The organism is Escherichia sp. E4736, assembly GCF_005781225.1.
Lineage (GTDB): Bacteria > Pseudomonadota > Gammaproteobacteria > Enterobacterales > Enterobacteriaceae > Escherichia.
Genome location: NZ_VATT01000018.1, coordinates 1 through 21,743, shown reverse-complemented (window position 1 = coordinate 21,743; position 21,743 = coordinate 1). Strand labels below are relative to the sequence as shown.

Sequence of the window (21,743 nt, the reverse complement as noted above, 5' to 3'; positions counted from 1 at the left end):
TATCACTTTATTGGCTACGGTGATTCGTAGCTGCTCTGTTGGTTGTGATGGTGGTATGAAAAAAGTTATTTTATCTTTGGCACTCGGCACATTTGGCCTGGGGATGGCTGAATTTGGCATTATGGGGGTGCTCACTGAGCTGGCGCATAATGTGGGAATTTCGATTCCAGCCGCCGGGCATATGATTTCGTATTATGCGCTGGGGGTGGTGGTCGGTGCGCCAATAATCGCGCTTTTTTCCAGTCGCTACTCACTCAAACATATCTTGTTGTTTCTGGTGGCGTTGTGCGTCATTGGCAACGCCATGTTTACTCTCTCTTCGTCTTACCTGATGCTCGCCATTGGCCGCCTGGTTTCCGGTTTTCCGCATGGCGCATTTTTTGGCGTCGGGGCGATCGTGTTATCGAAAATTATCCAACCCGGCAAAGTCACCGCCGCCGTGGCGGGTATGGTTTCTGGGATGACAGTCGCCAATCTGCTGGGCATTCCGCTGGGGACGTATTTAAGTCAGGAATTTAGCTGGCGCTACACCTTTTTATTGATCGCTGTTTTTAATATTGCGGTGATGGCATCGGTCTATTTTTGGGTACCGGATATTCGCGACGAGGCGAAAGGAAAGCTGCGCGAACAATTTCACTTTTTGCGCAGCCCGGCCCCGTGGTTAATTTTCGCCGCCACGATGTTTGGCAACGCAGGTGTGTTTGCCTGGTTTAGTTACGTTAAACCTTACATGATGTTTATTTCCGGTTTTTCGGAAACGGCGATGACCTTCATTATGATGCTGGTCGGACTGGGGATGGTGCTGGGGAATCTGCTAAGTGGCCGGATTTCCGGACGTTACTCGCCGCTACGCATTGCGGCAGTGACTGACTTTATTATTGTGCTGGCACTGTTGATGCTCTTTTTCTTCGGCGGCATGAAAACAACGTCGCTTATTTTTGCTTTTATTTGTTGCGCGGGATTATTTGCCCTTTCAGCACCGCTGCAAATATTGTTACTGCAAAATGCCAAAGGTGGGGAGTTATTAGGTGCCGCGGGTGGGCAAATAGCGTTTAACCTCGGTAGCGCCGTGGGTGCTTATTGCGGCGGGATGATGCTGACGCTGGGGCTGGCGTATAATTACGTGGCGTTACCTGCCGCCCTGCTCTCGTTTGCTGCGATGTCCTCATTGCTGCTGTATGGTCGCTATAAGCGCCAGCAAGTAGCGGAGAGTCCGGTGCTGGCGAAACCACTGGGGTAGGTTGCAGTCACGGTGCACGTTACTTGTTGCCGGATGCGGCGTGAACGCCTTATCCGGCCTACGGCTGCTTATTTTGTAGGCCTGATAAGACGCGACAAGCGTCGCATCAGACATCTGAGCACGGTGCCGGATGCGGCGCGAGCGCCTTATCCGGCCTGCGGCTGCTTATTTTGTAGGCCTGATAAGACACGCCAGTGTCGCATCAGGCATCTGAGCACGGTGCCGGATGCGGCGTGAACGCCTTATCCGGCCTACGGCTGCTTATTTTGTACGCCTGATAAGACGCGACAAGCGTCGCATCAGGCATGATGCACCAATTGCCTGGGTTTTTTACTCTTGTGGCCATAACCATGCGGCGCCGCGTACGCCGCTGGAATCACCATGCTTCGCCTTACGCACGGGCGTTTCACATTCGCCACCGAAGACAAATTGTTTAATCAACGGTGGAACTGTTTGATATAAACGGTCAATATTGCTCATCCCTCCGCCCAGGACAATCACATCCGGGTCGAGAATATTCACCACATGCGCCAGCGACTTCGCCAGTCGTAGCTCATAGCGACGCAATACCAACTCGGCAACCGGATCGCTTTCTTCAACGAGATGAATAATTTCACTGCCTTTCAGTGCATGTCCGCTTAAACGACGATAATCTGTGGCAAATCCGGTACCCGAAATAAAGGTTTCAATACAGCCTTGTTTACCGCAATAACAAGGGACTTCCTCGCGATAACGCAGTTCGTCTTCGTCCATCCACGGTAGCGGATTGTGTCCCCACTCGCCTGCCGTGCCATTGCCGCCGATATGCGCCCGCCCATTGAATGCCACGCCCGCGCCGCATCCCGTGCCGATAATCACAGCAAATACCGTCTGCGCTCCCGCTGCCGCGCCATCTACCGCTTCCGAAACCGCCAGACAGTTGGCGTCATTTGCCAGCCGCACTTCCCGCTGCAACCGCGCACTTAAGTCTTTATCGAATGGCTGACCGTTAAGCCAGGTTGAATTGGCATTTTTCACCACTCCGGTATAGGGTGAAATCGAGCCGGGGATCCCCATCCCCACTGTTCCACGCTGCCCCGTCGCCTGCTCCGCCAGATCAACCAGCGTGGCGATCGTTTCTATGGTCTGGCGGTAATCATCACGCGGCGTGGGCAGACGATGACGGTACAACTGCTCCCCTGCATCGCCCAGTGCAATCACTTCAGTTTTGGTGCCGCCTAAATCGATACCTATACGCACGGTACTCTCCTTATTTTTTTCAATATCAATAGCGTAGAGACGGACAACCGGATTGGCAATGCAAGGCCGCCGACAATTCGTTATCATGCCCGCTAAATTTAACGACAAGGCCGTGGAAATTATCATGCTGTGGTTCAAAAATTTAATGGTTTACCGTCTTAGCCGCGAAATTTCGCTGCGTGCAGAAGAGATGGAAAAACAGCTAGCCTCGATGGCATTTACCCCATGCGGCAGCCAGGATATGGCGAAGATGGGCTGGGTTCCTCCGATGGGATCACACAGCGATGCGTTAACGCACGTTGCCAATGGTCAAATTGTTATCTGCGCGCGCAAAGAAGAAAAAATCCTCCCGTCTCCGGTGATTAAACAGGCGCTGGAAGCGAAAATCGCCAAACTGGAAGCGGAACAGGCGCGTAAGCTGAAGAAAACCGAAAAAGATTCGCTGAAAGATGAAGTGTTGCACTCTCTGCTGCCTCGCGCCTTCAGCCGTTTCAGCCAAACCATGATGTGGATCGACACGGTGAACGGTTTGATCATGGTGGACTGCGCCAGCGCCAAAAAAGCGGAAGATACGCTGGCACTGCTGCGTAAAAGCCTGGGGTCGTTACCGGTTGTGCCATTGAGCATGGAAAACCCGATTGAACTGACGCTGACCGAATGGGTACGCTCCGGCAGCGCGGCACAGGGCTTCCAGCTGCTTGATGAAGCCGAGCTGAAATCGCTGCTGGAAGATGGCGGCGTGATCCGCGCGAAGAAACAAGATCTGACCAGCGAAGAGATCACCAATCACATTGAAGCCGGAAAAGTGGTGACTAAACTGGCGCTCGACTGGCAGCAACGCGTTCAGTTTGTGATGTGCGACGATGGTTCGCTCAAGCGCCTGAAGTTCTGCGACGAGCTGCGCGATCAAAACGAAGATATCGACCGCGAAGATTTTGCCCAGCGTTTTGACGCCGATTTCATCCTGATGACCGGCGAACTGGCAGCGTTAATTCAAAACCTGATCGAAGGATTGGGCGGCGAAGCGCAACGTTAATAGCTGGTTTGCCTTCAATGCCGGATGCGACGCCTCGGTGCGTCTTATCCGGCGTACGAAGCCATGCCAGGCATTAATCTAATCATTCGCTACGTCGGATGATGATTTTTAACGCTGCAATATTGTGTGTTTTACGCCGTAACTGATCTAACCGCCTCGTCCCGATTCGCCTGTCGGCAGCACGCAGAATATTCACTAACCCCCACTTATCACTGGCAAACTGTTTCGTTAACAGCTCCGCTTTCGGTGTATCAATATATTCACGCAATAAATTAGAAATTGAACAAATATCCGTCAGGTAAGGATACCAGCAAGTTTCGCCGTGAAAATTTCGCACCCCATGATTACCCGCGACAAAATCTTTTGGATAATCCCAGATAACATCTTGATCCAGAGTGATCCAGTAACGCGGCAAATCGGTGCTTCCACCATTTTGGCTGCGCATTGGATAACGGGTACAGTGAATTTGCAGATTGATGGTCGGCGTCAGTAAATCATAGATTTCCCGCTGTAATTTACTCCAGGGCCGTGACCTCATTTTAATTCCTCAAGCTTATTGCGCGCTTCACTACGAATTTGTCGTGTCGATCCGGTTTTAACTAATTCACGTAATTGTTGTGGATCAGGATGATCGGCAAATAACAGTAAAGACGGATCCTCTTTTAACCACGCCGTTTTCACCTTAGCAGGCAGTTGCGGGTTGGCAATCGCTCCCTGACGATCCTGCGGTGTAACCAATGCTGTGAATGCGGAAGTCGGCGTATGCGCATTAATCAACGCCGTTTTACGTAATTGTTCATGCCGACTTTGCAGTAATGCCAGCCAAAACTCATCATCAGGCTTATCTGTCAGCTTATCCAGCTCGATTAAAATAACGCTATCATCATCATTCCAGCGACGTAATCCTCTATCACACTGCCTACGATTACTATTTGTCATGTCTGTAACAGACAGCGCCCAGTCAGAATTAAAGCGATATTGCTTATCAAGACGGGCAATAATCTCTGAAGGTAAATCATTTTTATCAAATAACTGATTGCGCATCCGGTAACGATATTCAGCCGGTAAATCAGGTAGCAAATCGATGGCGTCATTGAGCATTGCTTCATCTACTATGCCATTATCAATCAGTTCCAGTTGTATATCATACGCCTGCTCCTGATCCTCTTGCCGTTTGCTCATCATTAATTGCAATGTGCGCTGCCACAATTTTTTCTTGTATTCCAACGGCAGCAGTTTATCGTGTGCTAATTCATTCCAGACAGCGGGGTTATCATGATGTGTCAGGAGATAGTTAATCACTTCAGTTGACGTCAGATAACGCGCACCTTCACGTAAATATTGTATATCTTCTTTTGCCAGCGACAGTTGGCGCGCTTCAGGTAAAGCAATAAATAATGCCATAACGATATTTTTATGGTCTTTATTATCGAGATACATTTGATCTGCAATACGTTCAATATCGGGAATACTCATGTTTGCAGAAAGCCGCGTAACTTTTAGTTCCACAAGGGCATGAGCTACGGCTTCACGGACCTTAAGTGATTGATCGTTACTCAGCGCCACGGCTTGTCGTGTAGTCAAATCGGCACCAGCAATTCGTTCGCGTAGTTCATCATCATCGCTATTTATCAGTTCATCCACCACAGATGTTGGCGCCAGCCACGCGTAATCGTACTGGCTGACTAACGTCTTACGTACAATCGGAAACGGACTCTGACTTAATAGGGCAATGAGTTCCGGAGAAAGATTATCCTGTCTGGCCTGCTCGAGTTGGACGCTCTCGACAGGCGTCGACATTAATTTTTCATTCACTACTGGTGAAATATCGCTGTTTTTAATCAGTCCTTTCGCCACTGCCTGGTCTTTAATAAACGGCGCGGTGAGTAAATGCATTTGCCTGGCGGGCCAACGCTGCGCCATATATTCTCGTGTCTGGTCATCAGGATGCTGTAGCAATTGCAGCATAACATCAGTTGGTAGACTCTCCATGCGAGTCAGAAAACGCGCCACCAGCGGATCTTCATGCTTAACGTTGCCAGCCGCAAATTTTTCGACCTTGCCCTGTTCAATCCACTGCAATTTTTCACTTAACCCCGATACAGGTTTATCGCGAAACAACGGCAATCCCTGGACAATACTGGCCGCTACACTGTCATAATCAGGATAGGCATTTAAAACATTGTCGGTTTCAATTTCAGTAATCTCATAGAGATCGGGCTCAAACAGCGAATACGCTTTTCGAATATTCGCATCCCAGTCATAATTTTCATTACTGGTATCTTCGTTGATATAAAACTCAGCGTTATTAACCTCAAATTGCGTCGCCTTGTCTGAAACAATAATTCCGCGAGCCGTAATACCTTTCATTACTTCAAAGTTATGATCATTATAATCAGCATAGACTAAACCTTTCGCTTGCATCTCACCTTTGACGTATGCGAAATCATGATTAATAAAGTTGTCGACAATCACATTGCCCAACACAATGAGTTGACCATCACCTGCCGAATAATCATCATAATCACCATTAATGGTTAAATTCCCCTTGACCACCAGGGTATGCTTATTACTAAAATTGCTGGGTATTGATAAATCTCCATTATGATAATACCAACGAATGTTATTTTTAAGCATATAAGAGGCTTCCATACTATCATCGGTTTCCTCTTTAACTCCATTACGTTCTTCTGCGGTCAAGATATGGAAATCTGACTTAATAAGATCATCGCTCGTGATCCACTTTGCAGCGTAAACATTTTCGGTGGCAATAAATACAACCATACAGATGATCAATATTTTTATTTTATTCATAATCTTCACTGATATTAATATCAACCTTGATAGATTATGAATATATCGAAAATAGAAAAATTAGCAGCAATGGAGATTTTATTATTCGTGAAATAAGGAATATTTCAGAAAAATGCCCTCCCATTCAGACGGGAAGGCGCGATATTACAGATAGCGGCACAAATAGGAGGTCGGTTCGGCAACTTGCAGATGGAACTCGCTGTGGCCGGGAACATTAAATACTTCACCAGCTTCATACACGCGCCAGTCGGTAGCGCCAGGCAGCAAAACATTCAGCGCCCCGCTGACCACCGTCATCTCTTCGGGTTCCGCAGTACTGAACATGTATTCACCTTCAACCATCACACCGACGCTGGCGCGGCCAGTATCGCTGCTGGTAAAGCCGATCGATTTCACTTTTCCGGAAAAGTATTCGTTACTTTGAAGCATAAACTGGCCCTGTCAGGTGGTTTAACATCTTCTTCACTATAGGGGCCAAAGGTGCTAACTGTCACGTAAAATTACACCAGCAATTCCGCCGCCAGCCTGGCAATCAATACGTTAGAGAGCAAAACAGGTACATCGAGCTTTTTTTGCAGTAAATCGCGATGACGCTGATTAAATCCTAAACAATCCAGCATGATGACATCCGCGCCATTCGCCAGCAATTCTTTCCCGGCATCAACGATTTTCTGTTCAGAATCATGAATGGGATTTCCCAGCGAGAATAGTGGTGTTCTCTGCAAAATTTGCCATTTTTGCGCCTGAACGGCCAAAAGCTCTTCTACTGGAACAATAACACCGACCTGGTGACCTTCAACAATGGAGGAAACCAAGGGTGGGAGAATGCGCAAAGGCTCGAGGAAGATCGTATTTCGCGCTGTCATATTGCTAATGTTGGCCGTACTCATTAGCAAAATAACGTCATAATCCTGATTATCGAGTACCTCAATCACGCTTTGTAGATCACGCTCCACTTTACGGCGTGAAACGTGGGCCAGCTGGTTGTCATTTAATAATGTAAGAATAGTTTCTTCGCCTGCTTCTGGCGCATACTCCGCCATCACCTCTTCGCGGCTTAATTTCCCCAGCAGGCTATGATGGGAAATATTATTTTCGTCAATGTACTCCGTCAGAAGCGGCAAAACTTCATGCATTGGTACAATGCCGATGGTCAGAATCGCCAACGACGCGCTCATTGTCTTCCACCTTTCTTTTTCGTCGTTAATTACCGGGCAAATACTAAGCACCACAGCGGGCGCTTGCCGATGCTACAAATGCAAAAAAGCGTAGCAGCAGACGCGCACGGCATAATGTAAAGATTCCCAATAGTTCCAGTAATGGATTGTTATTGTTTAATATTCTAATTATTTGAAAAACATGAATTGTGAAAAGTGTGATGCAGGTCCGTTGCAATAGCACTCAGAGTCCCTTCCGAGCAGTCTGATGCGGTCACTCTTTATCAGGATCCTCATAGCGTTTTTTAGCATCCATCGCCTCCTGGGCCGTAGGATGTTCGCTGATCAAAGAGTCTGGTTTGGGATGATCGGCTCGCAGCTGATACCAGGTCACAGTCTGTCCTTGCTGGCCTTTTTCTACCGTAACAATTCTGGCTTCTCGGGGATAAGGCGGTTTCGTTGGCATTGTTCTTCCTTATTTCACGGGATGAACATTAAGTATAGGTGCCAGGACAATGACAGTTTGCCGTTTGTGCCAAAGCGGTTCGAATTTCAGAGATCACCTGACTGGGTTCGTTGTTAGCATCGACGATAATATGCGCAACTTCACGATATAATGCATCGCGTTCTTCCAGCACTTCCTGAACTTCTTCACTTAACGGTTTTCCTGTGAGTGTTGGCCGTAAATCCTCTTCTGGCGCTGCTTGCAGACGATTTACCAGCACTGACACCGGCGCGCACAAGTAAACCACAATCCCGTTATTACGCATGTAGTGGCGATTAAATTCCGTCAGAATAATACCGCCGCCCGTCGCGATAACGGTGGATGGTGCAGTAACTGCTTCCAGAGCGGCGCTCTCCCTGGCGCGAAATCCTGCCCACTCTTCCCTTTCGACGATCTCTGCTACCGTCATATTGAGTTGTGATTGCAACCATTGGTCGGTATCAACAAACCGACAGTTGAGCGAATCGGCAAGGGCCATTCCGACCGTTGTTTTACCACAGCCCCGAGGCCCGATCAGAAAAAGAGGGTGTGTCATCGTGGGTTTTCCCCAAAAGGTCGCAATGCGGCGAAAGCCGGTTTCGTAAGAATAACGATCATACCATCAAACTAGTACAATTTCGATTGTAAAGAAATAATTCCACTTAAGGAGCGAACTTCAATACATTCCTTACTATATCAAGAAATGAGCGAGAAAGAAGTGTAAATAATATATTACATTTACGAACGGTTACGTTGAACTTCCTGCCACCATTTTTCAAGTTCAGCCGCAAATGCCTGGCGGTCACGTTGCGAAAGGCTATCTGGTCCTCCGGTCTGGATGCCGCTGGCTCGTAGGGTATCCATAAAATCGCGCATCGTCAGACGTTCACGAATAGTCGCTGGTGTGTACCGTTCGCCACGCGGATTAAGTGCTGCCGCGCCTTTCTCGATGGCTTCAGCAGCCAAAGGAATATCTGCGGTTATTACCAAATCGCCCGCCTCACACTGACGTACAATTTCATTATCAGCCACGTCAAAACCTGCCGCGACGCGCAGCGTGCGAATAAACCGCGATGGCGGCACGCGTAAACTCTGATTTGCCACCAACACCAGCGGCATCTGCATACGTTCTGCCGCGCGATACAGAATCTCTTTAATTACATTGGGACACGCATCGGCGTCCACCCATATTGTCATAAGGCTATCCTCTGTTGGGTAATCCTCTATTGTGTCGCGCTTTTGCCTTCCGGCATAGTTCTGTTTATGCTTCTGACCAGGCGCTTTTCAAAATAATGAATTCACGGCAGGAGTGTGCAATGGAAAAGAAAATCGGTTTTATTGGCTGCGGCAATATGGGAAAAGCCATTCTCGGCGGTCTGATTGCCAGCGGTCAGGTCCTTCCAGGGCAAATCTGGGTGTATACCCCCTCCCCGGATAAAGTTGCCGCCTTACATGAACAGTTTGGTATCAACGCCGCAGAATCGGCACAGGAAGTGGCGCAAATCACCGATATCGTCTTTGCTGCCGTCAAACCGGGCATCATGATTAAAGTCCTTAGCGAAATCACTTCCAGCCTGAATAAAGACTCTCTGGTGGTTTCTATCGCCGCAGGCGTTACGCTCGACCAACTTGCCCGGGCGCTGGGTCACGACCGGAAAATTATTCGCGCCATGCCGAACACCCCCGCGTTGGTCAACGCCGGGATGACATCCGTAACGCCAAACGCGTTGGTCACTCCCGAAGATACTGCCGATGTGCTGAATATTTTCCGCTGCTTTGGCGAGGCGGAAATCATTGCTGAGCCGATGATCCACCCAGTGGTTGGCGTGAGCGGTTCTTCGCCAGCCTATGTCTTTATGTTTATCGAAGCGATGGCCGACGCCGCCGTGCTGGGCGGGATGCCACGCGCGCAAGCATACAAGTTTGCCGCCCAGGCGGTAATGGGTTCCGCGAAAATGGTGCTGGAAACCGGCGAACATCCGGGCGCCTTGAAAGATATGGTCTGCTCACCAGGAGGCACAACCATTGAAGCGGTACGCGTTCTGGAAGAGAAAGGATTCCGTTCCGCGGTGATCGAAGCGATGACGAAGTGTATGGAAAAATCAGAAAAACTCAGCAAGTCCTGATGACTCTCGCTGGACGTCAGGCCGCCACTTCAGTACGGTTACGTCCGGCTCTCTTTGCTTTGTAGAGCGCCATATCAGCCGATTTCAGCCACTCACGGTAGTGACTCATTTGCGGATTCAGCGGCGCGATACCGACGCTTATCCGTAATATCACCTGCGGCGTATTTGGCAGGCGTAATGCATTTAATCCTTCATGTACACGTAACATGGCAGTAATGGCGTTTTCGGCTGGCGTACCTGACATAATTACCGCAAATTCATCACCACCAAAACGACCAATCACATCGCTGCCACGCAGGGTAATTTGTAACTGTCGGGTAAGGGCAACGATTGCTTCATCACCGACATCGTGACCCCATGTATCGTTGATACTCTTAAAATGGTCGATATCAATAATCAATAGCGTCGCATCGCGATTGTGTCGGCGACAGTTATCAAACTCATTACGTAGCATGATTTCCCAGTGGCGCCGGTTGTAAACGCCCGTCATGCCGTCACGGGTACTCATGACCTGCAATCGTCGTTTATGTTCAGCCAGTTTGGTCGCTGTCTGGTAGCTGACCCAGCCAAACAGCAGAGGATAAATGACGATAATGGGAAGGGAGAGCCACCATTCCAGCGGCGCACTCTTGAGCGACACCGTGATCCCCGTGAGTTCGAGTGTGACAAGGCAGGAAACGACCATCAACACCAAACCGGCGACAAACAGACGGGGGCCCCCTGCCCCCATCAAATTCAGGCACATAATCATCAGCATTGCGATCGAAGGCAGCACGTTTACGCCCATCACGCCTACCCACATACCGGCTAACACTGCATCAGTTTTTAAGTTGTATATTTCCCGGCCAAGCGGATCAACGGCCCTGCTCGCCAACTGCCAGGCTAAATGCGGCCAGACAAATGCCCAGCCAACCAACACCAGCCACCACCAGCCTGACAGCGGGTGCGAAACCAACGTCGAGGCGATTGGTAAGAACATCCCAGCCAGTCCTACCGCTCGCGGTAGTCTGACGCGACGGGCGAAGCGCAGCCCGGATCGCTGATGTTCGTTTTGAGGAGCTAATGGTGGTATCTCCCCGTGTGCCGCCGCTTTTTTGAAAAAATTTTCATCATTCATTATTTTTGGGAACATTCAGAAACAATTTTCCCAAATTATAGAGATGGGGCGAAAGGCGGGAGTATGATATTTCGGGTGAGCCATTTTCTTAACTCACCCGTTAGCACTATAGGTTTTACGCGGCTTTCTTGAGGCAAGTACTCATAAACTTATTACGATCATCACCTTTCAGAGATTGCTGCGTCGCCTGACTATTACATTCGCGCATCTTCTGCTGCTGCGGCGTCAAACTCTTTTCACCGGGCGCAGATTTGCTGTTCTTCAGGCAATCACTCATGTATGTCTTACGGGCATCCCCTTTCAACGCCTGCGCTGTCGCCTGTTGATTACAGGAGGTCATACGCTGTTGTTGTGGGGTTAACGTTCTCTCGGCAGCGCCGACAGTGGTTAAAAAAACCAGGCCGAATAGCAGGGTAACCAGTAATGTTATTTTCATAGCACCATCCCTCTTCACATTTTAACCAGGAGCGTTTGCGCCCTTGATCTGCTTTTAAGTCTGGTTGCTAACAGCAAAAAAACCACCCGACAGCCAAAATTAGCCGCCGGGTTCGGTGTTATTTCAGCCCCAGTGCAGCTTTCATGGTGTAGAAGAGATCGGTCTGATCGGTCAAACCAACCACATTCGCAGCGTGCGGACCATATGCAGCAATACGCAACTGGCTACCGGTATGCTCTTGTGAATCCTCTTCGGAGTTCCCGTAACTCATCACCATCACTGCGCCATCTTTGGTGTTTAACGCCTGAGTCAGACCCGGCGCTTTGGTATCTGGCGCGACAATCTGGCTGGCGTGGGCGTGGTCAGCGGTGACCACCACCAGTGTGTTGCCATCCTTTTTGGCAAATTCCAGCGCCCGCTGTACGGCTTCATCGAGATCGACCGTCTCGCCAATTTGGCCACAAGGATTCGCGGCGTGATCCTGTTTATCGATCGACGCACCTTCAACTTGCAGGAAGAATCCTTTCTCATTTTTGCTCAGTAGTTCAATGGCTTTATCGGTCATCTGCGCCAGCGTAGGCACACTGTCATTGCGTTGCGGATTCGGGGTACAGGTGACTGCGGGCTTATCGATATTACCGTGGTACGTTGCTTTCGGTCCTTGCCAGCGCACTGGCATATTGCCGTCAGCAAACAGTCCAAGCAGGGGTTTTTGCTGGTTCGCTTCCGTCACCGCATTCAGCGATGCGGTATCGCTGACTAACTGATAACCACGCGCCTGCGCCTGTTCACGCAGCGTTTTTCCCTGCCATTCACCGGCGGTAGCCGTTTCAGCAAAGGTTTTTGCACCGCCGCCAAGCGTAACATCTGCACGGGCGTTAAGCAGTTGTTCAGTAATCGATCCTTTTCCACCTTTTTCCAGCGCGTTGCTCGGGCATTTTTCGCTGGTAACGCTCGGACCATAGCATTTGCGCGAGGTCACATGTGCCACTAGCGCGGCGGGAGTGGCATCCTGTATTTCAGCCGTTGAAACGTTGCCGGTCGCCAGCCCTGCGGCTTTTGCCAATTCCAGAATCGTTGGATGATCTTTTTCATGAATATCGACACCCAGCGCGCCGTTATACGTTTTGACGCCAGTTGACCAGGCCGTTGCTGACGCTGCGGAGTCGGTCACGTAGTCTGGTTTTCCGGTTTTTTTATCCAGCGCATAATGGGTGTATTGTCCGGTAAGCGGCAAGGCATCGATCCCTTTAAAAAAACCGCCCGCGCCTTCAGCATAATTGCGTGCGGCAGTGATTTCCGAATCCCCCATCCCATCACCAATCAATAAAATAATATTTTTCGCGGGTTTATCGCTAAGAGAATCGCGTAAGGCAGCGGTCTGATCGCTCGTTAATCGGCGAGCGCCGCCAGGCGCGGTAATATCCCCCTGTGCCGCCCGGTTTTCCAGAATTGGCATCTCTGGGGTCCGGGCTTTAGTAACAGGGGTAAACAGTAACGGCAAGAGAGCCAGTGCAATAGTGCTTTGTTTCACTTTATTTTCTCCATGTACAAATACATTAAAAAATAAAAACAAAGCGACTATAAGTCTCTGGCATGACAGCATTATGACAACTGTTGGAGGGCTTAACTTTTTACTGACGAGGATGCCTCAATAACTTCTTTACGTAATCGCGCAGCAGCTCCGTATCGTCATCAGGAATGCTGGCATCGGGCTTTACCGAGTATAGCGCCCCTTCAACCTGATCAATCAACCGCTGTTGGTCATTTTGCGCCATATTGCGAAGCATCGCAGTAACGATAATCTCTAGTGCTTCGACCTGCGCGCACAATTCTTTCGACTCCTCTTCCTTTTGGGCAAGCTTAAATAACAACTCAGCAATGAGATTTTTCATATCTGTATTTCCTTATCCAAAGTATGGAGAAGTTAACATTATGTTTCACAACTGCATAGAGTCTTGATGTAGTATTTTTATGACAGAGGAAATAATTTTAGCAAATATTTTTTTTCACATTTATCAGCGAAACGTTTCTCTATTTTTAAATAATTCCACACATAAAATATAGGTATACAATTATTAATGTTTTTTATAATAAAAAGTTATGGAATATATACTCTTGGTTAACTTATTATTACGTATAATAACCATCCAGGCAGCAATTCACACCAGGAATAAATTAGTTTCCCGTTCATCATTTTTGTGATCTTACGCACATAATTTAGTCAGCGATGAATCTTACCCCGCAAGCTGCACGGTTTATCAGCAGAAGATTGCAACAAACTGTCAGAAGGCCGCGAATCCCCCGTTTTGTCGTGGTAATGTATGCTCTTTGTGTTCTACGGGATAGGTTTTTAAGATGGAAAAACTGCGGGTAGGAATCGTTTTTGGTGGAAAGTCAGCAGAACATGAAGTGTCTCTGCAATCGGCAAAAAACATTGTCGATGCCATTGATAAAAGTCGCTTTGACGTTGTGCTGCTGGGCATTGATAAACAAGGGCAATGGCACGTCAGCGATGCCAGCAATTATTTGCTGAACGCAGACGATCCTGCCCATATTGCGCTGCGCCCTTCGGCCACCAGTCTCGCGCAGGTGCCGGGTAAACATGAACAGCAACTTATTGATGCGCAGAACGGCCAGCCGTTGCCGACGGTGGATGTCATTTTCCCAATTGTCCACGGTACGTTGGGTGAAGATGGTTCCTTACAGGGAATGCTGCGGGTCGCCAATCTACCGTTTGTCGGTTCCGATGTTCTGGCTTCTGCTGCATGCATGGATAAAGACGTCACCAAACGTCTGCTGCGTGACGCTGGATTGAACATCGCGCCATTTATTACCCTGACGCGCGCCAATCGCCACAAAATCAGCTTCGCCGAAGTGAAGTCTAAACTTGGGTTGCCGCTGTTTGTAAAACCAGCTAATCAGGGTTCCTCTGTTGGCGTCAGCAAAGTGACCAGCGAAGAGCAGTATGCCCTTGCTGTCGATCTGGCGTTCGAATTCGATCACAAAGTGATCGTTGAGCAAGGGATCAAAGGTCGTGAGATCGAATGTGCGGTTCTGGGTAATGACAATCCGCAAGCCAGTACCTGTGGCGAGATCGTACTGACCAGCGATTTCTACGCCTACGACACCAAGTACATTGACGAAGATGGCGCGAAAGTGGTGGTTCCTGCGGACATTGCGCCGGAAATCAACGATAAGATTCGGGCGATTGCCGTTCAGGCTTACCAGGCGTTGGGATGTGCTGGCATGGCGCGTGTAGACGTCTTTTTAACGCCGAAAAACGAGGTGGTGATCAACGAGATCAACACGCTGCCAGGGTTCACTAACATCAGTATGTATCCGAAGCTGTGGCAAGCCAGTGGCCTGGGCTACACCGACCTGATCACACGTTTGATTGAGCTGGCGCTGGAGCGTCACGCAGCGGATAACGCACTGAAAACCACCATGTAATATTCAAACGCCCGGTAATATTTTTATTGGGCGTTTAATACTAATGGCAAACGTAAGATTGCCTGACAGGCCAACCAGATTTTCGTAAGCGGATAAGGCGTTCACGCCGCATCCGGCGCAATTTGTCAGCATTCCCGACCGCCCAATCCACTGTTATTGGGCGTTTTCAGTATCGTCATCGCGACGGCGAATAATCAGTCCCGCCAGCCAGAAGCTAATCACCCACGTCACCAGCCCCACCGCGTAGGTCTGCCAGCCTTTTGCTTCAAACCCCAGCAACCCCACCACGCCATTAAGAATGAATATAAGGCCAATGGCGAACGCATAGTAATGCCAGTCGCGGCGGATTTTTACAGGCAGATTCATGGCAGCTCCGTTAACGAAAAACAACATCCTTGCATATTCTGCAACATCCGTCTGTGGTGTAGACAGCATTTCCAGAACCGTTAAGAAATTTAACTTAAGGTTGCAATTTTGTGAGTCATGACGAAGATTCTCGCTTCGGGAATATTCCCAACATCAATTTACCATGATTCTGATATTGACAATCCCAATGACCTGTCAGACTTGCCATAAGCCGCTGGTATCACACCAGAAGAGAAGCAGATGACTTCCGGAGGTTTTTATGGCTGATTTCACCCTGTCAAAATCGCTGTTTAGCGGAAAATATCGCGATGCCTCTTCAACGCCTGGCAACATTGCCTATGCATTGTTTGTGCTGTTTTGCTTTTGGGCTGGGGCGCAATTGCTGAATTTGTTGGTGCATGCGCCAGGTGTCTATGAGCGTTTAATGCAGGTCCAGGAGACAGGCCGCCCACGAGTGGAAATTGGTCTGGGAGTTGGCACCATTTTCGGGCTGATCCCGTTTTTGGTTGGCTGCTTCATCTTTGCGGTGGTTGCGGTGTGGCTGCACTGGCGACATCGCCGCCAGTAAGATTTATTTTGCCAGATGCGACGTAAACATCTGGCCTACGATTACCTATTGGTCACGGCTTCATACAGCGCGCTCGTCTTTCATCGACGCGCTTCGCAAACCATGCGGTGGTAAGGTTACGGGTGATTTTCGGGCTTTCCAGTTGAATACCGGGCAACATTTCACGCGGTAGCGATTTACCCGTTTTCGCTTCGGCGAGTTGATAAACCTTCTTATACAACGCCGTCTCTTCAAAAGAGAAACTATCCCCTTTCTCGAGCTGACGACGAATTTCGCTGTCGCTCATTCCCAGTTTGCCCGCCAGCTTACGCGTCGCCAGTTCTGTTTTACCCGGCTCTTTACTGTCATAACGAATCAAATCACCATCCAGCGCCAACTTCACGCCGCTGGCTTTGCTGACCGCATTCTGAAACGCGGCATTACGACTGGCGTACCAACCGGCATTAAAATCGGCGAAACGGAAAATCGGCGCGCTATAGCTGGCAGGATAATTAAGTAAATGGTAAGTCCCGAACCATAATCCGCCGCGACGACTGAAGACCTCCTGACGTACCGTACCGTCCATTTTCCACGGATACCCCCTGGTATGCTGTTCGGCAAAAGCAATGCTGACCTGCATCGGCCCACCGGTGCGCACCGGGTTAAGCGAACCAAACAGTGTCTGCCCCATCGGCACCATGCTGATCAGATCGTCAAAAATTGCACTCAACTGCTTTTCCGTGCGCACGGAATCTAACCGTTCGCTGTAGCTTTTACCGTTTGGCGATTTGATTTTTAGCGCGGTATGAACCAGAAAAGCAGGAATGTGCATCCGTTCGGCGCGGCGGTCAATCTCTTGCCAGGCGATTTTACTTAATCCAGGAACGACCGGATCCGCCTGATAATTTGACTCCTGTTGCGCCACCGCCAGCACCGAGCAGACATTTTCCAGTGTCGGTGCCAGCCCCTGGCTTTCAAAAGTGGTGGCAAGATCTTTCGCCCAGGCATCGCGGTCTTTTACGCTGGCGGGTAACTTCTGCCGCACCACGCTCGCCACATCTATCGCTTTTTCGCCCTTTTTCAACGGCTGTGGCGCCTGATTGCTACACCCCGCTAAAACCAGAACCGCCAACAATGAAAGCGAAGACAGATGATTGACTCGCGACATTACCTCTCCTTTTTAACTCAATGTATGGGTTACTTCCTGAATTTTGTCATTATCCAGTTCATGTTCAAAGCTGCGCAGACGTTTGTAGATCGACATCAACTCGACCAGCGTGGTCCATGAGTTAATCAGATACTGGAAAGCGCCGCGAACCTGACCAAAAACGTTGGTGATTTGGGTCATCAGGCCGAGCGTAATCGTACCGGCAACAATCGACGGAAACAGCAAGAACAAACCGAAAACGTTATCGACCTGCAGGTAGAGAATGCGGGCGATGTTGAAATACATATAGTGAAAATAGAGGCGGAAATAGTTCTTCCGTACCGCGCTGAACAACTCGCGCACCGTTGGCGGTGTCGCACGCGTGGCGTCGTCTTCACCATAGACCAGCTCTTTACGGTAAGCTGCTTCTACTCGCTGGTTTTTAAACTCAAGTCCCGGCAGTTTGATCCCCACAACCGCCAGTAATCCGGTCCCCATCAGCGACCAGATAATCGCGGCAATCACCAAACCATACGGAATGTGCCCCACAATCGGCAACTCTGGCACGTGCGCGGAGAGCGTCACCAACACCGGCAAGAAGGCGATCAGCGTCATGATGGCATTAATAAAGCTGACGCCCATATTCTCAAGCGTTGAAGCAAAACGCATGGTGTCTTCCTGCACACGCTGCGCGGCCCCTTCGATATGGCGCAGTTGCTGCCAGTTCGCCATGTAGTATTCGTTCATCGCCGTACGCCAGCGGAACACATAGTGGCTGACAAAGAAATTGTTCAACACACTGATAACCACCGCGATCAGTGCTATCCCCAGAAAGACGCCCACCTCGCGATAAAACTGTTCGATGGTCACTTTATGCGGCGAACTGAGCGCGGTTTGAATCAGGTCATAAAACGGTGCATACCAGGCGTTGACTGCAACCCCAACTTCCACCAGAAACCAGGTCACGAAGATAATTAGCGCAGTGCCGAGTATTGACCAGTATTGCCAACGATGTGGGCTGTAGATAAACCAGAACAGCGCGAAAAGTCCTACGCAAACAATGTAATAAGCGTAAAAAACCAGGAAGTCTAACGACCAGAAACGGGCAGCGCTAATCGGTATCTGCCCAGAAGCCCCGGTGATGTGGGCAACCCAGTCACCGCCTCCCGCTTGCCAGAAGATGACGGCAATCAATGCCCAAACAAAGGCCGAGAGAAAAAAGGCTCCCGGTTTTGGGAAAAAAGACTTAAACATATGCTCTCCTGCTAGCTTCTTATCGTTTTAGCAACTGCTGTGTATTAACCGCATGGCCGCTTCAAAGAATCAGCCAAATGAAACCGCCCATTGTGACCAACCGCGGGGCGCTTAGTTCGTCCTCCTGACCGGAAGAATTGTTTCGACGGATTTCACAAACAAAGGATTGTTTACATAAGCGCATTAACACGAACAGGATCACAAATGCAGACATTGGTGAGCAGGAAAAAGATCGTGTTTACGCGCCGTTACGTTTTTAACACTATTATTGCACTAATTTGCGCTTTGCAATCCATCAACGAGTAGTATAAATACGCTCAGTTACCTTCATTTAATTTATGGACACCACCGTTGAAACGTAGTCTGCTTTTTTCTGCCGTGCTGTGTGCGGCGTCATTGACCTCTGTCCACGCGGCGCAACCTATCGCCGAACCTGAATTCGCCTCTGATATTGTTGATCGCTATGCCGATCATATTTTTTACGGCAGCGGTGCCACCGGGATGGCGCTGGTCGTTATCGACGGTAATCAGCGTGTCTTTCGCAGTTATGGCGAAACTCGCCCTGGTAATAACGTTCGCCCGCAGTTGGATTCAGTAGTACGTATTGCTTCGCTCACCAAGTTGATGACCAGTGAGATGCTGGTGAAATTGCTGGACCAGGGGACAGTGAAGTTAAACGATCCACTGAGTAAATATGCCCCGCCAGGCGCACGCGTGCCAACTTATAACGGAGCCCCCATCACATTGGTGAATCTGGCAACCCACACCAGCGCCCTGCCCCGTGAACAGCCCGGTGGCGCGGCAAATCGTCCGGTGTTTGTCTGGCCGACGCGAGAGCAACGCTGGAAATATCTTTCTACGGCAAAACTAAAAGCCGCGCCAGGCAGCCAGGCCGCGTACTCCAACCTTGCGTTCGACCTGCTGGCGGATGCGCTGGCGAATGCATCCGGCAAGCCTTATACCCAGTTGTTTGAAGAGCAAATTACCCGTCCGCTGGGGATGAAAGACACCACCTACACACCATCGCCGGACCAGTGCCGCCGTTTGATGGTTGCCGAGCGCGGTGCCAGTCCGTGTAACAATACGCTGGCGGCCATTGGCAGCGGCGGCGTTTATTCCACACCTGGCGATATGATGCGCTGGATGCAGCAATATTTGTCTTCTGATTTTTATCAGCGCAGTCACCAGGCGGATCGCATGCAGACGCTGATTTATCAGCGTGCACAGTTTACGAAAGTGATTGGCATGGATGTGCCAGGCAGAGCGGATGCTCTCGGTTTAGGCTGGGTGTATATGGCACCGAAGGATGGACGTCCGGGTATTATTCAGAAGACCGGTGGTGGCGGTGGCTTCATTACCTATATGGCGATGATCCCGCAAAAAAATATCGGTGCGTTTGTGGTCGTGACCCGCTCACCATTAACACGGTTTAAAAATATGAGCGATGGCATCAATGATTTGGTGACCGAACTTAGCGGGAATAAACCGATGGTCATTCCCGCTTCCTGATTAATACTCTGAAGGCAAACGGTTGATAGCGACCAGTTTGCCTTTATTCATTTCGATATAGCCGCCCTTGCGTAAAGCCGCAAGAACTTCTGCCACGACGGAACGTGATATGCGTGTACGTTGATGGATATAATTCATTACGCCAATGCGTGATCGTAATTCATCATTCCAATCAATCATTGATAATAATGTCGCACGGATTTGCTCGTAGGAATTATGCCCAATGAGCTGAACGTCGCGTAATTCCAGGATTTTATTTTGCCAGGCTAACCAGTAAAAAGCGTCACGCCAGAGTTGATTTTGTTCAATAAGAGTAATGGTTTGTTTGGCTGGTAGATGATATCCCGTACAGTTTCCTTCTGATATTAATTTGTATGGTATATCGTTTTTCATTAAACCATCAGTCAGTCCCATAATATAAGGGGCTTGCGTAATACCGATAAGTACGTTTTCTTCTCTACGGAGAGAGATAACACCTTCTAAAATAACGAATGTATCTTCGCTGTTTACATCACTGGAGAATATGACTTGTTTTTCATTATTAAACTCGAAGCGCGTGCCGTATCTGGACAAACATTTATCGAGCTTACCAAATTCCTGAAGAGGTTTAACTACAGATAACATTTGCGCGTCCTTTGCAGTAATGCCCGTCAAATCCTTGACGGGCATTATTTAGATTAAATTACCAGTATTTCTTCAGAGTGAAGAATATTACCAGGTATATTTAACACCCACGTTCGCGGACCAATCTTGATCTACGTCACCACCACCGAGGTAGTTAGCATCGGTATAGGCGCTGAAGTTCTTGGTGAAGCTGAACTGAGCCCCCAGACCAACACGTACCGCAGACCCTTCAGTACCGTTATCGATGGAATCGCCGTTCACATCGTTATCGTTGTTAGAGTCGTCGTAGACGTAAGCCAGTTTGAAGTACGGAGTCAGAGCCTGGTCTTCGCTGTAAGTGAAGGTATAACCTGCATCTACACCCAGTTCATAACGCATGCTGTCGTAAGACTGACCGTCAACTTTCATGTCGTTGCTCAGCTGGTAGTCATCACCAGACTGGAACAGACCAGAAATGCTGCCGTAAGGAGTTACGTAACCAGCATCACCCAGTTTGAAGTCGTAACCGGCTTTCAAACCGAAGCCCCACGCGTCAGAGTTGGTGCTACCGTCAACGTAAGTACCGTTGCTCATGGTTGCAGACAGATCGTTGTTGAAGTGAGAGTAGCTCAAGCTACCATCAACAAAGATATTGTTCGCGAAGCGAGCAGAAGAGTAGATGTAGGCAGACTGGCTGTCTTGATCCACCTGACCAGAACGGTCATTCATGTCGCCTTTACCGAAGCCTGCAGCCGCACCGACGATCCACTTAGCGTTGTTACCATCAATTTTGGTATCAACACCGACCATGATGCCGTTAACATCCTGATCGTAGTCAATGGTACCGTTGTTGCCGTTGAAGTTACCACCGAAGTAGCTTACCCATGCGCCGCCGTTATCAGCCAGACCATGACGAGAGTTGGTCAAACGAGTACCAACGGTGTCTTGTTCCAGGTTCCAGATATTGGTGTTTGCAGACGGGATGCTCAGCGCCATGTTAGCGTAGTCAGTCAGCTCGGTCTGATGCAGAACAACGGTGTTACCTTCCTGACGAGCTTCGTAGGTGTATGCACCCAGGTCAGCTTTGTTAGCAGCAGAGAAGGTAGCGTCGGTGTTGACGTCGTTTACATAGATAATTTCTTTATCTTTGTAATCAGCGATTGCGCCAGCGCCAGTTGCGTTGTCGATACGAACTGGAGTGACCACATTCCGGTA

23 protein-coding genes are annotated in these 21,743 nt (G+C 49.3%); 6 read left to right on the top strand and 17 right to left on the bottom strand.

Going from position 1 to position 21,743, the window contains the following annotated elements; genetic code table 11:
- The first annotated feature begins 55 nt into the window (after positions 1-55).
- On the top strand, positions 56-1,240 hold the full coding sequence (gene araJ, locus FEK46_RS13820; protein WP_135560015.1) for an MFS transporter AraJ: 1,185 nt from the start codon (positions 56-58) through the stop codon (positions 1,238-1,240).
- Positions 1,241-1,570: 330 nt separating this feature from the next.
- Here araJ and mak read toward each other — a convergent pair whose 3' ends face one another.
- A complete protein-coding gene (gene mak / locus FEK46_RS13815) occupies positions 1,571-2,479 on the bottom strand; it encodes a fructokinase (RefSeq protein WP_135560016.1) in 909 nt (302 codons plus the stop codon).
- A gap of 124 nt (positions 2,480-2,603) precedes the next feature.
- On the opposite strand from mak, the gene rdgC reads away from it, so the two are divergent.
- Positions 2,604-3,515, top strand: coding sequence for a recombination-associated protein RdgC (rdgC, locus tag FEK46_RS13810; protein ID WP_130206205.1), 912 nt, complete (start codon positions 2,604-2,606; stop codon positions 3,513-3,515).
- An 82-nt stretch (positions 3,516-3,597) separates the two neighbouring features.
- Here the strand turns inward: rdgC and FEK46_RS13805 are convergent, their stop codons facing one another.
- The 7 genes from FEK46_RS13805 to FEK46_RS13775 form a co-directional block, all read right to left on the bottom strand.
- The gene (locus FEK46_RS13805; RefSeq protein WP_130260317.1) at positions 3,598-4,053 is read right to left on the bottom strand and encodes a hypothetical protein; all 456 of its coding nucleotides are present in this window, start codon (positions 4,051-4,053) and stop codon (positions 3,598-3,600) included.
- Positions 4,050-6,329 (bottom strand): DUF2773 domain-containing protein, encoded by a 2,280-nt coding sequence (locus tag FEK46_RS13800; protein ID WP_135560017.1) that lies wholly within the window; start codon positions 6,327-6,329, stop codon positions 4,050-4,052. The genes FEK46_RS13805 and FEK46_RS13800 overlap by 4 nt, the downstream gene beginning before the upstream one ends.
- A 144-nt stretch (positions 6,330-6,473) precedes the next feature.
- Positions 6,474-6,758: a pyrimidine/purine nucleoside phosphorylase gene (ppnP, locus tag FEK46_RS13795; protein WP_130206199.1), complete on the bottom strand. Its 285-nt coding sequence runs from the start codon at positions 6,756-6,758 to the stop codon at positions 6,474-6,476.
- A 71-nt stretch (positions 6,759-6,829) separates the two neighbouring features.
- Complete coding sequence (locus tag FEK46_RS13790; protein WP_130206197.1) at positions 6,830-7,507, bottom strand: AroM family protein; 678 nt, start codon at positions 7,505-7,507, stop codon at positions 6,830-6,832.
- 253 nt (positions 7,508-7,760) lie between these two features.
- Complete coding sequence (yaiA, locus tag FEK46_RS13785) at positions 7,761-7,952, bottom strand: protein YaiA (protein ID WP_130206195.1); 192 nt, start codon at positions 7,950-7,952, stop codon at positions 7,761-7,763.
- Positions 7,953-7,980: 28 nt separating this feature from the next.
- Positions 7,981-8,526, bottom strand: a complete 546-nt coding sequence (gene aroL / locus FEK46_RS13780; protein ID WP_130206193.1) for a shikimate kinase AroL — start codon at positions 8,524-8,526, stop codon at positions 7,981-7,983.
- A 182-nt stretch (positions 8,527-8,708) separates the two neighbouring features.
- On the bottom strand, positions 8,709-9,167 hold the full coding sequence (locus tag FEK46_RS13775) for a YaiI/YqxD family protein (RefSeq protein ID WP_130206191.1): 459 nt from the start codon (positions 9,165-9,167) through the stop codon (positions 8,709-8,711).
- Positions 9,168-9,286: 119 nt separating this feature from the next.
- On the opposite strand from FEK46_RS13775, the gene proC reads away from it, so the two are divergent.
- Positions 9,287-10,096, top strand: coding sequence for a pyrroline-5-carboxylate reductase (proC, locus tag FEK46_RS13770; RefSeq protein WP_135560018.1), 810 nt, complete (start codon positions 9,287-9,289; stop codon positions 10,094-10,096).
- Between the two features lie 16 nt (positions 10,097-10,112).
- Here proC and adrA read toward each other — a convergent pair whose 3' ends face one another.
- The 4 genes from adrA to iraP form a co-directional block, all read right to left on the bottom strand.
- Positions 10,113-11,228 (bottom strand): diguanylate cyclase AdrA, encoded by a 1,116-nt coding sequence (gene adrA / locus FEK46_RS13765; protein WP_130260319.1) that lies wholly within the window; start codon positions 11,226-11,228, stop codon positions 10,113-10,115.
- Between the two features lie 100 nt (positions 11,229-11,328).
- Positions 11,329-11,649 (bottom strand): phosphate starvation-inducible protein PsiF, encoded by a 321-nt coding sequence (psiF, locus tag FEK46_RS13760; RefSeq protein ID WP_130206185.1) that lies wholly within the window; start codon positions 11,647-11,649, stop codon positions 11,329-11,331.
- 118 nt (positions 11,650-11,767) lie between these two features.
- On the bottom strand, positions 11,768-13,183 hold the full coding sequence (gene phoA, locus FEK46_RS13755) for an alkaline phosphatase (protein ID WP_130260321.1): 1,416 nt from the start codon (positions 13,181-13,183) through the stop codon (positions 11,768-11,770).
- Positions 13,184-13,283: 100 nt separating this feature from the next.
- The gene (gene iraP, locus FEK46_RS13750) at positions 13,284-13,544 is read right to left on the bottom strand and encodes an anti-adapter protein IraP (protein WP_064527081.1); all 261 of its coding nucleotides are present in this window, start codon (positions 13,542-13,544) and stop codon (positions 13,284-13,286) included.
- A gap of 463 nt (positions 13,545-14,007) precedes the next feature.
- Between iraP and ddlA the strand changes: the two genes are divergently transcribed.
- Positions 14,008-15,102, top strand: a complete 1,095-nt coding sequence (gene ddlA, locus FEK46_RS13745; RefSeq protein ID WP_130206181.1) for a D-alanine--D-alanine ligase — start codon at positions 14,008-14,010, stop codon at positions 15,100-15,102.
- Positions 15,103-15,255: 153 nt separating this feature from the next.
- Here ddlA and FEK46_RS13740 read toward each other — a convergent pair whose 3' ends face one another.
- A complete protein-coding gene (locus FEK46_RS13740; protein WP_130237775.1) occupies positions 15,256-15,468 on the bottom strand; it encodes a DUF2754 domain-containing protein in 213 nt (70 codons plus the stop codon).
- 259 nt (positions 15,469-15,727) lie between these two features.
- Here FEK46_RS13740 and FEK46_RS13735 point away from each other — a divergent pair, with 259 nt between their 5' ends.
- The gene (locus FEK46_RS13735; RefSeq protein WP_064527077.1) at positions 15,728-16,036 is read left to right on the top strand and encodes a YaiY family protein; all 309 of its coding nucleotides are present in this window, start codon (positions 15,728-15,730) and stop codon (positions 16,034-16,036) included.
- A 52-nt stretch (positions 16,037-16,088) separates the two neighbouring features.
- Here FEK46_RS13735 and yaiW read toward each other — a convergent pair whose 3' ends face one another.
- Both yaiW and sbmA read right to left on the bottom strand, forming a co-directional pair.
- Positions 16,089-17,183 (bottom strand): surface-exposed outer membrane lipoprotein YaiW, encoded by a 1,095-nt coding sequence (gene yaiW / locus FEK46_RS13730; protein WP_135560019.1) that lies wholly within the window; start codon positions 17,181-17,183, stop codon positions 16,089-16,091.
- Between the two features lie 12 nt (positions 17,184-17,195).
- Positions 17,196-18,416 carry a peptide antibiotic transporter SbmA gene (gene sbmA / locus FEK46_RS13725; protein ID WP_130215390.1) on the bottom strand — a complete coding sequence of 407 codons (1,221 nt, stop codon included), beginning with the start codon at positions 18,414-18,416 and terminating at the stop codon, positions 17,196-17,198.
- A 351-nt stretch (positions 18,417-18,767) separates the two neighbouring features.
- On the opposite strand from sbmA, the gene ampH reads away from it, so the two are divergent.
- The gene (gene ampH / locus FEK46_RS13720) at positions 18,768-19,925 is read left to right on the top strand and encodes a D-alanyl-D-alanine-carboxypeptidase/endopeptidase AmpH (RefSeq protein ID WP_130258527.1); all 1,158 of its coding nucleotides are present in this window, start codon (positions 18,768-18,770) and stop codon (positions 19,923-19,925) included.
- Here ampH and iprA read toward each other — a convergent pair whose 3' ends face one another.
- Entirely contained in the window at positions 19,926-20,549 is a 624-nt protein-coding gene (iprA, locus tag FEK46_RS13715; RefSeq protein WP_130206171.1) for a hydrogen peroxide resistance inhibitor IprA, read from the bottom strand. It abuts the gene before it with no gap.
- An 87-nt stretch (positions 20,550-20,636) separates the two neighbouring features.
- The coding region (locus FEK46_RS13710) for an autotransporter outer membrane beta-barrel domain-containing protein (protein WP_138194689.1) at positions 20,637-21,743 on the bottom strand (1,107 nt) is incomplete at its 5' end.

Bases quoted from the DNA above. Each gene is read 5' to 3' on its own strand.
- aroL (WP_130206193.1), bottom strand. From the start codon at position 8,526: ATGACACACCCTCTTTTTCTGATCGGGCCTCGGGGCTGTGGTAAAACA.
- yaiA (WP_130206195.1), bottom strand. From the start codon at position 7,952: ATGCCAACGAAACCGCCTTATCCCCGAGAAGCCAGAATTGTTACGGTA.
- rdgC (WP_130206205.1), top strand. From the start codon at position 2,604: ATGCTGTGGTTCAAAAATTTAATGGTTTACCGTCTTAGCCGCGAAATT.
- araJ (WP_135560015.1), top strand. From the start codon at position 56: ATGAAAAAAGTTATTTTATCTTTGGCACTCGGCACATTTGGCCTGGGG.
- iraP (WP_064527081.1), bottom strand. From the start codon at position 13,544: ATGAAAAATCTCATTGCTGAGTTGTTATTTAAGCTTGCCCAAAAGGAA.
- adrA (WP_130260319.1), bottom strand. From the start codon at position 11,228: ATGTTCCCAAAAATAATGAATGATGAAAATTTTTTCAAAAAAGCGGCG.
- FEK46_RS13775 (WP_130206191.1), bottom strand. From the start codon at position 9,167: ATGACAATATGGGTGGACGCCGATGCGTGTCCCAATGTAATTAAAGAG.
- FEK46_RS13790 (WP_130206197.1), bottom strand. From the start codon at position 7,507: ATGAGCGCGTCGTTGGCGATTCTGACCATCGGCATTGTACCAATGCAT.
- yaiW (WP_135560019.1), bottom strand. From the start codon at position 17,183: ATGTCGCGAGTCAATCATCTGTCTTCGCTTTCATTGTTGGCGGTTCTG.
- FEK46_RS13805 (WP_130260317.1), bottom strand. From the start codon at position 4,053: ATGAGGTCACGGCCCTGGAGTAAATTACAGCGGGAAATCTATGATTTA.
- ddlA (WP_130206181.1), top strand. From the start codon at position 14,008: ATGGAAAAACTGCGGGTAGGAATCGTTTTTGGTGGAAAGTCAGCAGAA.
- proC (WP_135560018.1), top strand. From the start codon at position 9,287: ATGGAAAAGAAAATCGGTTTTATTGGCTGCGGCAATATGGGAAAAGCC.
- sbmA (WP_130215390.1), bottom strand. From the start codon at position 18,416: ATGTTTAAGTCTTTTTTCCCAAAACCGGGAGCCTTTTTTCTCTCGGCC.
- iprA (WP_130206171.1), bottom strand. From the start codon at position 20,549: ATGTTATCTGTAGTTAAACCTCTTCAGGAATTTGGTAAGCTCGATAAA.
- FEK46_RS13735 (WP_064527077.1), top strand. From the start codon at position 15,728: ATGGCTGATTTCACCCTGTCAAAATCGCTGTTTAGCGGAAAATATCGC.
- ppnP (WP_130206199.1), bottom strand. From the start codon at position 6,758: ATGCTTCAAAGTAACGAATACTTTTCCGGAAAAGTGAAATCGATCGGC.
- psiF (WP_130206185.1), bottom strand. From the start codon at position 11,649: ATGAAAATAACATTACTGGTTACCCTGCTATTCGGCCTGGTTTTTTTA.
- FEK46_RS13800 (WP_135560017.1), bottom strand. From the start codon at position 6,329: ATGAATAAAATAAAAATATTGATCATCTGTATGGTTGTATTTATTGCC.
- FEK46_RS13740 (WP_130237775.1), bottom strand. From the start codon at position 15,468: ATGAATCTGCCTGTAAAAATCCGCCGCGACTGGCATTACTATGCGTTC.